Source organism: Arthrobacter sp. TJ-178 (genome assembly GCF_058269275.1).
This window is the reverse complement of sequence record NZ_JBZCNK010000003.1, coordinates 284,067-297,671: the sequence shown is the minus strand read 5'-3', so window position 1 is coordinate 297,671 and position 13,605 is coordinate 284,067. Positions and strand designations below refer to the sequence as shown.

Annotated in this window: 11 protein-coding genes and 1 tRNA gene; 7 read left to right on the top strand and 5 right to left on the bottom strand. The window is 64.5% G+C overall.

The genetic code is table 11. The features are described from left to right. Positions 1 to 47 precede the first annotated feature (47 nt). Positions 48 to 734: a TetR/AcrR family transcriptional regulator gene (locus AC4D2Q_RS10870; protein ID WP_490946478.1), complete on the bottom strand. Its 687-nt coding sequence runs from the start codon at positions 732 to 734 to the stop codon at positions 48 to 50. A 76-nt stretch (positions 735 to 810) separates the two neighbouring features. On the opposite strand from AC4D2Q_RS10870, the gene AC4D2Q_RS10865 reads away from it, so the two are divergent. The 7 genes from AC4D2Q_RS10865 to mmsB all read left to right on the top strand — a co-directional run bounded on the left by AC4D2Q_RS10865 (position 811) and on the right by mmsB (position 9,813). After that, a complete protein-coding gene (locus AC4D2Q_RS10865) occupies positions 811 to 2,148 on the top strand; it encodes an acetyl-CoA C-acetyltransferase (protein WP_490946477.1) in 1,338 nt (445 codons plus the stop codon). 2 nt (positions 2,149 to 2,150) lie between these two features. Continuing rightward, positions 2,151 to 3,491: a 3-oxoacyl-ACP reductase gene (locus tag AC4D2Q_RS10860; RefSeq protein ID WP_490946476.1), complete on the top strand. Its 1,341-nt coding sequence runs from the start codon at positions 2,151 to 2,153 to the stop codon at positions 3,489 to 3,491. Beyond that, positions 3,488 to 4,393, top strand: coding sequence for a MaoC/PaaZ C-terminal domain-containing protein (locus tag AC4D2Q_RS10855; RefSeq protein WP_490946475.1), 906 nt, complete (start codon positions 3,488 to 3,490; stop codon positions 4,391 to 4,393). Before AC4D2Q_RS10860 ends, AC4D2Q_RS10855 begins: the two co-directional genes overlap by 4 nt. 9 nt (positions 4,394 to 4,402) lie before the next feature. Then, complete coding sequence (locus AC4D2Q_RS10850; protein WP_490946474.1) at positions 4,403 to 5,623, top strand: kynureninase; 1,221 nt, start codon at positions 4,403 to 4,405, stop codon at positions 5,621 to 5,623. 185 nt (positions 5,624 to 5,808) lie between these two features. After that, positions 5,809 to 6,936 carry a multiple monosaccharide ABC transporter substrate-binding protein gene (chvE, locus tag AC4D2Q_RS10845; RefSeq protein WP_490946473.1) on the top strand — a complete coding sequence of 376 codons (1,128 nt, stop codon included), beginning with the start codon at positions 5,809 to 5,811 and terminating at the stop codon, positions 6,934 to 6,936. Positions 6,937 to 7,030: 94 nt separating this feature from the next. Next, complete coding sequence (gene mmsA / locus AC4D2Q_RS10840; protein ID WP_490946590.1) at positions 7,031 to 8,572, top strand: multiple monosaccharide ABC transporter ATP-binding protein; 1,542 nt, start codon at positions 7,031 to 7,033, stop codon at positions 8,570 to 8,572. Positions 8,573 to 8,631: 59 nt separating this feature from the next. Continuing rightward, positions 8,632 to 9,813: a multiple monosaccharide ABC transporter permease gene (gene mmsB, locus AC4D2Q_RS10835; RefSeq protein WP_490946589.1), complete on the top strand. Its 1,182-nt coding sequence runs from the start codon at positions 8,632 to 8,634 to the stop codon at positions 9,811 to 9,813. A gap of 107 nt (positions 9,814 to 9,920) precedes the next feature. Here the strand turns inward: mmsB and AC4D2Q_RS10830 are convergent, their stop codons facing one another. The 4 genes from AC4D2Q_RS10830 to AC4D2Q_RS10815 all read right to left on the bottom strand — a co-directional run bounded on the left by AC4D2Q_RS10830 (position 9,921) and on the right by AC4D2Q_RS10815 (position 13,519). Beyond that, a complete protein-coding gene (locus AC4D2Q_RS10830) occupies positions 9,921 to 10,325 on the bottom strand; it encodes a universal stress protein (protein ID WP_490925476.1) in 405 nt (134 codons plus the stop codon). 39 nt (positions 10,326 to 10,364) lie between these two features. Continuing rightward, the gene (locus AC4D2Q_RS10825) at positions 10,365 to 11,771 is read right to left on the bottom strand and encodes an APC family permease (RefSeq protein ID WP_490946472.1); all 1,407 of its coding nucleotides are present in this window, start codon (positions 11,769 to 11,771) and stop codon (positions 10,365 to 10,367) included. Between the two features lie 167 nt (positions 11,772 to 11,938). Beyond that, positions 11,939 to 13,270 (bottom strand): hemolysin family protein, encoded by a 1,332-nt coding sequence (locus tag AC4D2Q_RS10820; RefSeq protein WP_490946471.1) that lies wholly within the window; start codon positions 13,268 to 13,270, stop codon positions 11,939 to 11,941. Between the two features lie 166 nt (positions 13,271 to 13,436). After that, positions 13,437 to 13,519, bottom strand: a tRNA-Leu gene (locus AC4D2Q_RS10815). Positions 13,520 to 13,605 lie beyond the last annotated feature (86 nt).

The following is a 13,605-nucleotide window of genomic DNA, read 5'->3' as shown; positions in this document are numbered from 1 at the left end:
TGCCCCTGCAGGGCGGAAGGAAAGCTGTGGTGGGAGCAGCAAACGGTTCATGCAGGCTCCTGCTCGTAGCCGATGCCGTCAAAGAGCCAGGCGGTGAGCTGCCTGGTCATCTCCTCCTCAGTGGGTTTGTCCGGTCCCGGTTCTGTGGCCAGCCAGCGCTCTCCGGCGGCGCGGACCATGCCCAGTGCCGCCGTCGGCCAGAATCCTGCTGCGACGCCGAACTTGGGTGCGGCTGAACCGCTGTCCAGATAGGCGCGCAGGGCGCGCTCCATCATGGCCGCGATGGATTCGAAGAACGAGGAGAGGCTCTTGGCGAACCCCGGTTCCGTGGTCCCCGGTGCCTGACCGGCGGGCAGGCCGGTGACAAAGCCGTACACGTTGGGGGAGGTCTGGGCCATCTGGAGATATGCGGACACCATGGCCTGCAGGCCCGCCCGGGGTGATTCCGCAGTGCGGCCGGCGGCCAGGATCTTGTCCTGCATCTGGGACAGGACCACTTCGCCCATTGCCTGCTGCAGGCCGGCCTTGTCGCCGAAGTAACGGTAGTAGACGGACTTCGACGTCCCCGATGCTGCCGCAATTTCCTCCATGGAGGCTCCGGCGCCCAGGGAATGGACCGCCCGCCGTGCGGCTTTGATCAAGGCGCGACGGCGCTCGGCCCGGTGCGTTTCCCATCTCAGGGAACGCCCGTCGGACGGCGCGGGGGCGGAAGGATCTTCTACGGCAGTGTTCACGATACTCAGCGTATCAGGTACGCTGGGTTGCAGTAACTCCCCTCACACTTGCAGCATCTTCCTAGGAGACAACACCATGGCTGTCCAGCCCAAGGCCGAGCCCGCCGCCACCGGCGGCAACACCGCAACACCCGCAGTCCGCAAAGCAGTCGTCATTGGCGGCAACCGCATTCCCTTTGCCCGTTCCGGCGGCAAGTACACCTACAGTTCCAACCAGGACATGCTCACCGCAGCCCTTGACGGCCTTGTGGCCCGGTTCGGCCTGCAGGGAGAACGCATCGGCGAAGTGGCCGGCGGCGCTGTCCTGAAGCACTCCCGTGACTTCAATCTGACCCGCGAAGCGGTACTGGGTTCGGCGCTGTCGCCGGAAACCCCCGCCTACGACGTTCAGCAGGCCTGCGCCACCGGCCTGGAAACGGTCATCAGCCTGGCCAACAAGATCAAGCTGGGCCAGCTGGACTCCGCGATTGCCGGGGGAGTGGACTCCGCCTCCGATGCGCCCATCGCCGTTAGCGAGGGCCTGCGCCGTGCCCTGCTGGATCTTTCCCGTGCCAAGACCGCCAAGCAGAAGCTGACCGCTGTGGCGAAGATCCGCCCCAAGGACCTGTCCCCGGATGCGCCGTCCACCGGCGAGCCGCGCACCGGATTGTCCATGGGCGAGCACCAGGCCCTGACCACCGCTCAGTGGAAGATCACCCGCGAGGCCCAGGATGAGCTGGCTTTCAACAGCCACCGCAACATGGCCGCCGCCTATGACCGGGGATTCTTCGATGACCTCGTGACGCCGTACCGCGGCCTGGCCAAGGACGCCAACCTGCGTCCGGACACCTCCATGGAGAAGCTCGCCAAGCTGAAGCCCGCCTTCGGACGCAGCCTGGGTGATGAAGCCACCATGACCGCCGGAAACTCCACCCCGCTGACCGACGGGGCGTCCGTGGTCCTGTTGGGTTCCGAGGACTTCGCCCGGGAACACGACCTGCCCATGCTGGCCAACATTGTTGACGCCGAGGCCGGTGCCGTGGACTTTGTGCACGGTAAGGACGGCCTGCTGATGGCTCCGGCCTTCGCGGTACCCCGCCTGCTGGCCCGCAACGGCCTCACCCTTGACGACTTTGACTTCTTTGAGATCCACGAAGCCTTCGCCGGCACCGTGCTCTCCACCCTGGCTGCCTGGGAGGACGACGAGTTCTGCCGCACCCGGCTGGGCCTGGAAGGACCGCTGGGAACGGTGGACCGCAGCAAGCTCAACGTCAACGGTTCTTCGCTGGCGGCCGGCCACCCGTTCGCAGCCACCGGCGGACGCATTGTCGCCTCGCTGGCAAAAATGCTGCATGAAAAGGGCTCCGGACGCGGCCTGATTTCCATCTGTGCCGCCGGCGGCCAGGGCCTCGTAGCGATCCTCGAGGCACGCTGATCATGACTGATACCTATTTGAACCTCGTTAACAACGGCATCACCAAGGAACTGGCCAAAAAGCTGGGGCTTCCCCGCCCGAGCGTCCTGCGCCGCTTCGATCCCAGCAAGCCGCTGGTCCCCGGACCGGTTCTGGTCCTGGGCAAGGGCGAGGCAGCCGATGAGCTCGCGCAGCTGCTGCTGGGCTGGAACCTGGATGTGCGCCGCCATGCCACGCCCAAGGAAAAGCTGGGAGCAATCCTGCTGGTGCTGGACACCGCAGCCGCCCCCGAAGACCTGGGCGACGCAACCCTGGCTGCCGGTGCGGCACTGCGCGACCTGGCTGCCGGCGGACGCGTGGTCACCGTGTCCCGTCCCGCCTCCGAGGCGCAGGAACCCGAGGCGGCCGCCGCCCGCCAGGGCGTTGACGGACTGCTGCGCTCCATTGCCCATGAGCTGCGCGGCGGTGCCACCGCCAACGGCATCGTCCTGGCCAACGGGGTGCCCGCCTCGGCCCCCGGCACCGCAGCAGCCCTGCGGTTCCTGCTGTCCGGCCGCAGCGCCTACGTCAGCGGCCAGTTCATCACCGTCGGTTCCGACGCGGGCACGCTGCCCGCGGATTGGAACGCCCCGCTGGCCGGCAAGGTCGCCGTCGTAACCGGCGCAGCGCGCGGCATCGGTGCGGCAATTGCCCGCACCCTGCACCGCGACGGCGCCACGGTCATTGTGGTGGACGTCCCGGCCGCCGGGGAGCAGCTGGCCAAGGTTGCCAACGACATCTCCGGCACCGCACTGCAGGTGGACATCACCCGCGACGACGCCGGCGAGCGCATTCTGGCCCACGCCGCCGAGCGCTACGGACGCCTGGACATTGTCATCCACAACGCCGGCATCACGCGCGACAAGCTGCTGGCCAACATGGATGAATCCCGCTGGCAGTCGGTCATTGCCGTCAACATTGCCTCACAGCTGAAGATGAACCGCACCCTGCTGGCTTCGGACACCTTCAGCCATGCCGGCCGCATTGTGTCGCTGGCGTCCACCAGCGGCATTGCCGGCAACCGCGGCCAGACCAATTACGCCGCCTCCAAGGGCGGCGTGATCGGCATGGTGCGGGCTACGGCGCCGCTGCTGGCCCCCCGCGGAGGATCCATTAACGCCGTCGCGCCCGGTTTCATCGAGACGGACATGACCGCGGCCATCCCGGCCCTTACCCGGCAGGTGGCCCGCCGCCTCAGCAGCCTGCAGCAGGGCGGCCTGCCGATCGACGTGGCGGAAACCATTGCCTTCCTGGCATCGGATGCCGCTGCCGGAGTCAACGGCCAGGTTGTCCGGGTCTGCGGCCAGAACATGGTGGGCGCATGACCGACACCGAGCTCAGCGAGATCCCGGCCCTGGGAAAGCTCTACGTCGGCGCGGTGGGCTCCGCTGCCAGGGCGCGGCTGTCCTCGTCTGCCGCTCCGCAGACGCTTCCCGACGACCGGCACACCGTCCGGAGCGCACGCGTGGAGCTGGAGCGGCTGGCGGACTTCCAGCGTCTGGTACTGCACAGCGCCTCCGACTACCTGCCGTCAGGCTATGTGCACACCTTCGCGTTCCCGGTCGCCATGAGCCTGATGGCCCGGGAGGACTTCCCGCTGCCGCTGCTGGGCATGGTCCATCTCAGCAACAGCGTCCGGCACCTGCGGCCGATCCATTACACCGAGCCGCTCACGGTCACCGCCTGGGCCGAAAACCTGAGGGGACACCGTACCGGGACACAGGTGGACCTGATCGCCGAGGTCCAGTCCGCGACCTCCGGGGAAGTCGTGTGGCACGGACGATCCACCTACCTGGCCAAGGGTGTGTTCCTGCCCCGGTTCGACCGTCCGAATCCGAATGGGGCCCGGCCGGACTTTGTTCCGCCCCAGCCCACGGCCCAATGGCGGCTCGGTGCGGACGCCGGACGCAGCTATGCGGCTGTCTCCGGTGATTTCAACCCGATCCACCTCAGCCGCCTTTCGGCAAAGGCGTTGGGCATGAAGAAGTCGCTGGCCCACGGCATGTATCTGGCCTCGCGGGTGGTGGGGGACATCGTGGCAAGCCGCCCGGAGCCGTACGAATGGAGCATCGACTTTGACTCCCCGGTGTTCCTCCCGGCAACGGTCTCCCTGTCGATCTCGGATACGGAGACGCCGGACGGGTATGCCGGCTCCACCTTTGTGGGTTGGAACGGCCGCTCCCGCCGCCGGCACTTTGCCGGTACGGTGCAGCCCCTGGCCTGCTAGTGTGCCCTCATGACTGAACCGGAGCTGCTCGTTGCCGCCAAGGACCTGGATGCGGCGGATCCGCTGGCGGACTTCCAGGACCTTTTTCTGGAAGCCGACGGCGTGTTGTCCTACCTGGACGGCAACTCGCTGGGGCGGCCGCTGCGGGCCACTGCGGAACATCTTCAGGAATTTGTCCGGGAGCAGTGGGGCAGCCGCCTCATCCGCGGCTGGGACGAATCCTGGCTGGACCTGCCCCAGCGCATCGGCGATGCGCTGGGCGCCGCAGCACTGGGCGCCGCGGCGGGCCAGTGCACCGTGGCCGACTCCACCACCGTCCTGCTCTACAAGCTCGCCCGCGCCGCCGTTGCCGCACGGCCGGGGCGGACGGAGATCGTCCTGGACGCGGACAACTTCCCCACGGACCGGTATGTCATGGAAGGCATCGCGCAGGAGTGCGGGCTCACCCTGCGCTGGGTTCCCACGGAGTACGACGGCGGTGTCACGGCTGAGGTGGTAGCCGACGCCGTGGGGCCCCAGACAGCCCTGGCGGTCTTCAGCCACGTCGCTTACCGTTCCGGGTATCTTGCGGACGCGGAAGCCGTGACAAGGGTGGTCCACGCCGCCGGCGGGCTGGTCCTGTGGGACCTGTGCCATTCGGCGGGGGCGGTCCCCGCGCAGCTGGATGCCTGGAACGTGGACTACGCCGTGGGCTGCAGCTACAAATACCTCAACGGCGGTCCGGGCGCTCCGGCGTGGGCCTATGTGGCATCCCGGCACCAACATGAGTTCGCCCAGCCCATTCAGGGCTGGCTCGGCAGTGCGGACCCGTTTGGCATGGCACAGGGCTACACCCCGGCCGCCGGCATCCGCCGGGTGGTCTCCGGCACCCCTCCGGTGCTGGGCATGCTGCCCATGCAGGACATGATCACCCTGATCGCCGAGGCGGGAATCGATGCCGTGCGGGCAAAATCGGTGGCTCTGACGGAGTACGCGCTTACCGCCGTGGACGCCCTGCTGGCGCCGTACGGCGTCGTCGTTGCCTCTCCGAGGGACCCGGCCCGGCGCGGCAGCCACATCACCATTGACCACCCGTCCTTCAGGGCGGTCACGGCGGCCCTGTGGGAGCAGGGCATCATTCCCGATTACCGCAATCCCTCGGGAATCCGGCTGGGCCTTTCTCCTCTGTCCACGTCGTTTGAAGAAACGTTCAAGGGAATCGACGCCATACTGGTGCAGCTCCGGAGCTAGGTTTTCCGCCCCCCGGGGACCCAAATTGACAATGGTGCCCCGCCGGGAGCCATAATGTTAGCGCTCACACACATTTGTGATCCACTTCTCATTCGGCCAGATGGGTCCGCAGAGAGAAGCTATTGCCGCTTCGAAGATCCGGCAACTCCCCGTTAGACAGAGACGTCCATCGAAAGGGCTCCCTCGTGAAAATCCGTAAACTCCTCCTCAGCCTGACGGCAGGAATCCTCGCCGTCTCAGTAGCAGGCTGCGGCGGTTCCGGCCGTGGCGGCGCTGATGCCGGCTCCGACGAATCCGGCGACAACGCCGGATCCCTCGTGGGCATCGCCATGCCCACCAAGACTTCCGAACGCTGGATCAAGGACGGCGACGCCATCAAGGCTTCGCTCGAAGACCTCGGCTATGAAACGACGCTGGAATACGCCGACGACGACATCCCCACCCAGGTGCAGCAGGTTTCCAACATGATCACCAAGGGCGCCAAGGTCCTGGTGGTTGCTGCCATCGACGGCACCGCACTCAGCGACCAGCTCGACAACGCAGCTGCCGCAGGCATCAAGGTCATCGCCTACGACCGCCTGATCACGGGCAACGAAAACGTGGACTACTACACCACGTTCGACAACTACACCGTGGGCGTCCAGCAGGCCACCTCGCTGCTGACCGGCCTGGGAATCCTCGACGCCGAGGGCAAGGACACCGGCGCAGCGGAGCCGAAGAACATTGAACTGTTCGCCGGCAGCCCCGATGACAACAACGCCAACTTCTTCTACGACGGCGCCATGGACACCCTGAAGCCCTACATCGACAAGGGCACCCTGGTGGTCAAGAGCGGCCAGACCGAATTCACCCAGATTGCGACCCTGCGCTGGGATCCTGCCACCGCCCAGAAGCGCATGCAGAACCTCATTGCCAGCACCTACTCCGGCGGCGAAAAAGTTGACGGCGTGCTGTCCCCGTACGACGGCATCTCGCTGGGCATCATTTCGGCCCTGACCGGATCCGGCTACGCGGCGGATGCCCTGCCCGTCATCACCGGCCAGGATGCCGAAGCAGCCTCGGTGAAGTCGATCATGGGCAGCCAGCAGTACTCCACCATCTTCAAGGACACCCGCAAGCTCGGCGAGCAGGCCGTTGCCATGGTCGATGACATCCTCAATGACAAAGATCCCGAGGTCAACGACACGGAAACCTATGACAACAAGGTCAAGATTGTTCCGACCTACCTGCTGGATCCGGTAGTCGTCACCAAGGACAACTACGAGGACGTCCTCGTCGAAAGCGGCTACTACGAAGCCTCAGACCTGAAGTAATTCCGACCACCGCGGTGTTCCGGGGCGGCAGCCAGTGCTGCCGCCCCGGAACCCCGCCGGCAAGGACACGAACGTGAACGAAAATATTCTTTCCATGCGGGGAATCACCAAGACATTCCCCGGGGTCAAGGCGCTTCAGGATGTCTCGCTGGACGTGCGGCAGGGGCATGTGCATGCCATCTGCGGTGAAAACGGGGCCGGCAAATCAACGCTCATGAAGGTCCTCTCCGGGGTCTACCCCGCAGGGACCTACGAGGGCGAAATCCTGCTGGAGGGTGAGCTGCAGGAATACCGGGACATCAAGGACTCCGAAGCGGCCGGCGTGGTGATCATTCACCAGGAACTGGCGCTGAGCCCTTTCCTGTCCATCGCGGAGAACATCTACCTGGGCAACGAACAGTCCAGGGGCGGTTTCATCGACTGGCACCGCACCAACCTGGAAGCCGCCAAGCTCCTGGAACGGGTGGGTCTTTCCGAGAACCCCGCCACCCGGATCCAGGACATCGGAGTGGGCAAGCAGCAGCTGGTGGAGATCGCCAAGGCCCTCTCCAAGCGGGTTAAGCTCCTGATTCTGGATGAGCCCACCGCCGCGCTGAATGACGAGGATTCCGAGCACCTGCTGGGCCTGATCAAGGACCTGCGCCGGGACGGCATCACCTGCATCATCATCAGCCACAAGCTCAACGAGATCAAAGCCATCGCCGACGCCGTCACCATCATCCGGGACGGCCGCACGATTGAAACGCTCGACATGCACGCGGACGACGTGTCCGAAGAGCGCATCATCCGCGGCATGGTGGGCCGGGATCTGGACAGCAGGTACCCCGAGCACACGTCCGTTATCGGCGAGGAAGTCCTTCGCATTGAGGACTGGACCGTGCACCACCCGCTGGACCGTTCCCGCCGGGTCGTCTCAGAGGCCAATCTCTATGTCCGGGCCGGGGAGATTGTTGGCATCGCCGGGCTGATGGGCGCCGGCCGCACCGAGCTGGCCATGAGCGTCTTTGGCCACAGCTACGGCCACAACATCAGCGGACGGGTGTACAAGAACGGCCGCGAAGTCACCATGAACAACGTGGGCCAGGCCATCCAGCACGGATTGGCCTATGCCACGGAGGACCGCAAGCGGTACGGGCTGAACCTCATTGAGGACATCAAGCGCAACATTTCAATGTCCGGACTCGGCAAGCTGTCCGTGCGCGGCTGGGTGGACCCCTACCGGGAGCATCTGACAGCGGAGAAGTACCGCAGCAGCATGAACATCAAGGCACCTTCGGTGGCCGCGCTGACCGGGAAGCTCTCCGGCGGAAACCAGCAAAAGGTGGTGCTGTCCAAATGGATCCACACCAATCCGGATGTCCTGATCCTCGATGAACCCACGCGCGGCATTGACGTAGGCGCCAAGTACGAGATTTACACCATCATCAACGAGCTGGCAGACCAGGGTAAGGCCGTCATCGTCATTTCCTCGGAACTGCCGGAACTGCTGGGAATCTGCGACCGCATCTACACCCTCGCCGAGGGACGCATCACTGCCGATGTCCCGCGCGAAAAGGCGAGCGCCGAATACCTCATGCAGTACATGACCCGCGACGCCAGGACTCCTGCCTCCGCGACAGACAAGGAAAGCCAATGAGCACTCTCACTGATCAGGGATCGTCCACGGGCGCGCCCCCCTCGAACCGCCCGCAAGGGATGCTGGGCTCGGCCCTGAACTACCTGACCGGGCAGCTTCGCCAGGTGGGGCTGTTCATCGCGCTCATCGCGATCATCATCTTCTTCCAGATCACCACCAACGGGATCACGCTGGCCCCGATCAACGTATCCAACCTGATCATCCAGAACAGCTACATCCTGATCCTCGCGGTGGGCATGGTGCTCGTCATTATTGCCGGGCACATTGATCTCTCCGTCGGCTCGGTGGTCGCTTTCACCGGTGCCGCCGCCGGCGTCATGATTACCCAGTGGGGCCTGCCCTGGTGGCTGGCAGCGATCCTGTGCCTGGTTCTCGGAGCCGTCGTGGGTGCCTGGCAGGGCTTCTGGGTCGCGTATTTCGGCATTCCGGCGTTTATCGTGACGCTGGCCGGCATGCTGACCTTCCGCGGACTGACGCAGATAGTCCTGCAGAACAAGCAGATCTCGCCCTTCCCCGACCAGTTCCGTGACCTCGGCAGCGGATTCCTGCCCGACCTGGGCGGCGGAACAAGTTTCCTGGAACCACTGACCGTCATCATCGGTGTCCTCTCGGCCGCCGCACTGGTGGGCTCGGGCATCCGCCAGCGGATGATCCGCCGGCGCCACCAGCTGGTCGATGAGCCGATGCCCTGGTTCGCGGCCAAGCTGGTCCTCACCGCCGCACTGGTCCTGTACATCACGTACCTGCTGGCCAGCTACCGCGGAATGCCCATTGTGCTTGTCATCCTGGGCCTGCTGACGGTCGGCTACTCTGCGGTCATGAACCGCAGCGTATGGGGCCGGCACATCTACGCCATGGGCGGTAACCTTCACGCCGCTGAGCTCTCCGGCATCAACACCAAGCGGACCACGTTCACCGTGTTCATCAACATGGGTGTGCTCGCCGCACTGGCCGGCCTGGTCTTCACCGCCCAGCTGAACCTTGCCAGCCCCAAGGCCGGCGACGGGTTCGAACTGGATGCCATCGCCGCCGTCTTCATCGGCGGTGCGGCTGTCACCGGCGGTATCGGCCGAGTCACCGGCGCCATTATCGGCGGTCTGATCATCGGCATCCTGAACAACGGCATGTCGATCATGGGTGTTGGTACCGAGTACCAGCAGCTCATCAAGGGCCTGGTGCTTTTGGCGGCCGTCGCCTTTGACGTCTTCAACAAGCGCCGCGGATCCACTTCCATTACGTAAGCGCGGCTCGCTCCTGACATGCCTGTGGCCGGCACCCGAAGCATCGGGTGCCGGCCACAGGCATTTAATGTGCCGGCGGGATTAAAGTCCGCGCGGGGTGGCGAAAGCTAGGAGTTGGCCTTCACTGCCAGGACCGGGCAGTCTGCCTGCAGCAGCACCCGCTGAGCGGTGCTGCCCAGGAGCATTTTGCCCACGGGGGTGCGGCGGCGCAGTCCAAGGACAATCAGCTGGACCTGCGGGTCCTGCGAGGCGGTGAGAATCTCCTCGGCGGGATCGTAATCACCCTCGGGGTGGACCAGCCGGTAATCCGTTCCGGATGCCTGCAGCTCCAGTTCAAGGGCCTGCAGGGCGGCGTTGTTTGCCTCCTCCTGCTCCTGGTGGTGCAGCCCGTGGTGCGTGGCGGCCACATTGACGATTACCAGTGAAGTGGACAGTACTGCTGCCTCCCGGCGTGCGGCCGACAGAGCGGCGCTGCCCTCCGGGGTGGGCAGAAAACCGACGACGATGCTCATGATGCTCCTGACATGGGAAAGGGAAACGGGAGGAAGGGACTAGCCCCGGAGCTCTTCAGCATCCGAGAACCGGGTCCGCTTGGCGCGGACGGCACGGTTCCAGAACCAGGTCAGGGCCCACAGCAGCAGGCCGAGGACCAGGAGCAGGCCGGCAATCTGGTATTCGATCGGGTCCTGCGCCCAGGGTCCCAGAAGGAAAGCACAGCTGAACACGCCAACGTAGGGAAGGAATCCGGGCGACCGGAAGTACTTGCCCTCGTGCGGAGTGCGGCGGAGGACCAGGCAGGCAATGTTCACCACGGTAAACACGGCCAGCAGCAGCAGGGCAGTGGTGCCGCCAAGCGCCGTGACGGTTTCCTTGCCCATGAAGTTGGTGACGAGGGTAATCAGTCCCAGTGCAATCACGGTGGTGAACAGAATGGAGGCCCACGGCGTGCGGCGGCCGGGAAGCACCTTGGACAGGGAGCGGGGGAGGACATCCTGCTTTGCCATGCCATAGAGAAGGCGGCTGGCCATCAGCATGTTGATGAGCGCCGTGTTGGCCACGGCAAAGATCGAGAGGAACGGATAGATGACATCCACCGGGAGGTTGGGCGCGCCGGCGCGGACAACCTCCAGCAGCGGTGTGGCACTTTCGGACAGCTGGCCCACCGGGACAATGGCCACGGCGGCGATTGAGACCAGCAGGTACACGACCAGTGTGATGCTCAGCCCCGTCAGCATGACCTTGGGGAAAATCTTTGCCGGATCCCGTGTCTCCTCCGCCATATTGACGGAATCTTCGAATCCGACCATGGAAAAGAATGCCAGGGACGTGGTTGCGGTCAGCGCCAGGAAGATACTCTTGTTGCCCTCGGTCTCAAAGACCATCACGCGGGAGAAATCAACGTTCCCCTGGCCCATGGCCCAGAAACCGATCAGGATAACGATCAAAAGACCGGTGAGCTCGATAATCGTCAGCACCACGTTGAACTTGATGCTTTCCCCCACGCCGCGAAGATTGATCAGGGCGAGGATGAGCATGAAGATCACAGCCACCCAGGTAACCCCGGTCTGGCCCCACTCCAGGTCGAACCCGACAATGAAGTTCTCGGCGAGGAACTTGGCAGCCGTTGACGCGGACGTAATGCCCGAACACAGCACGGCAAAGGTCACAAGGAAGGTGACGAAGTGGATTCCAAACGCCTTATGGGCATAAAGGGCGGCGCCGGCCGCCTGCGGAAACTTCGTGACCAGTTCCAAGTAGGACAGCGCAGTGATGGTGGCGACGACGAACGCCAGGAGGATGGGCGCCCAGGCGGCGCCGCCTATCTCGCCGGCCACCTGACCGGTCAGGGCATAGACGCCGGTTCCCAGAATGTCGCCGACAATGAAAAGCAACAGGAGCTTGGTCCCCATCACCCGCTTGAGTTCTGGCTCTTCCGAGCTGGTCTTCGTCTCGCTCATGGCGGCTTTCCTGCTTTCTGGTATCCACAAAGGCGGCATGGTCCGGGTTCCCTGAACAATGGTTCCGCTCCGTGCCCGGTATTGTCTTCTCTGCCCAACGGCAAATCAATGTTACGGGATCTGCGGGTTTGACGGTCCTGCGGTCGCCGCCAACGTCTTCGGCCGGCTCAGTATTGTTCCTCGGTTCCATGCTGTTCCTCGGTTCCGCGTATTACCCGTACCGAAACAATGCGGCGGCGCTGAAGGGTGAGTACCTCCAGCCGGCATCCCGGAGCCTGGACAATATCCCCGGGCCGGGCAATCCGGCCCAGCCTTTCCATAATGTAGCCGCCCACGGTTTCGTATTGTCCTTCCGGCAGGACAATGCCGGTCAACCGCGCAAACTCCTGCAGGATCAGTGCCCCGTCAACCACCAGATCTCCGCTCACCCGGCGGTGCCGGTCTTCGGGGTCCCTGGAGATGTCGTACTCGTCGTAAATCTCTCCGACCAGTTCCTCCACCAGGTCCTCCAAAGTGACTATGCCGTCCGTTCCGCCGTATTCATCGGCAACCACCGCAATGTGGCTGCCGTCCCGGCGCATGCGGGACAGCGAGGGAACCACCGCAGCCGTGCCCGGAAGAAAGAGGATGGGGCGGGCAATGTCGCCGAGCGTTCGCGACCGGCCGCCGCGGCCGCCGTCGTCATCCCGCTCCCGCAGCAGGTCCCGGACATGGACGAAGCCGACGACGTCGTCGGGGGAGTCTCCGATCACCGGATACCGGGAGTACGGCAGCAGGTGCACGGCTGCCCGGGCCTGTTCCACGGTCAGGTCCGCAGCGAGGAACTGCACCTCCGGACGCGGGCGCATCACCTCCTGCAGCAGGCGGCTGCCCGCACCGAAGACATCGGAAAGGATCCGGCGGCTGTCTTCGGCCAGGACCGGACTTGCCGCCACCATGTCCCAGAGCTCCTGTGAAGTCACCGGCGGCGTTTTGACGGACGGGTCTCCGCCCAGCAGCCGCACCACCGCATCCGTGGAGACGGACAGCAGCTTGATCACCGGTCGCATGACGACGGCGAAGGCGTTCAGGGGCGGCGCGAGGAGGCGGGTAAAGCGTTCGGCATTCTGCATGGCCAGCCGCTTGGGCACCAGCTCGCCCAAAACAAGGGAAAGGTAGGCCACGGCAAGGGTCAGGAGGATAAACGCCGTCGCATCAGCGGCGGCTGCGGACAGGCCAAGGCCGCGCAGCAGGGGAGCCGCTGCGGGCGCCAGTGCGGAGGCGCCGTACGCGGCGGAGAAAAACCCCGAAAGCGTCACCCCTATTTGAATGGATGAAAGGAAAAGGTTGGGGTTTCGGGCCAGGGCCGCAATCTTCGCTCCGCCGGTGCCGGACGCCTCAATGGAACTGATCTGACTCTCCCGCAGTGAAACCAGGGCCATTTCCGTTCCGGCGAACACTCCGCCCAGCAAAACAAAGAACACTACGAGCAACACATTGAAGAGCGTTCCGCCGTCCATAGGCCGAGGGTACCGGCGCAGCGTCTGCTCTGACAGAGACGGGGAGGCAGGGAGAAGGAGGCGGCAGGATTTGCTGTAATGAAAGTCACATATTGCGATTGCCTTCCGCGCCGGCGGCCGGGACAACAAAAAACCCCGGAATCCAATGGATTCCGGGGTTTCATTGTGCGCGGAGGGGGACTTGAACCCCCACCCTCGTTAGAGGACTAGCACCTCAAGCTAGCGCGTCTGCCATTCCGCCACCCGCGCTTGGGTGTTTGCCGCAAGCTCTTCAGTCGTTCAAAAGCTGCGGAAGCAACGGGAAAAACTCTAACACGGTTTTGGCCACAACCGTA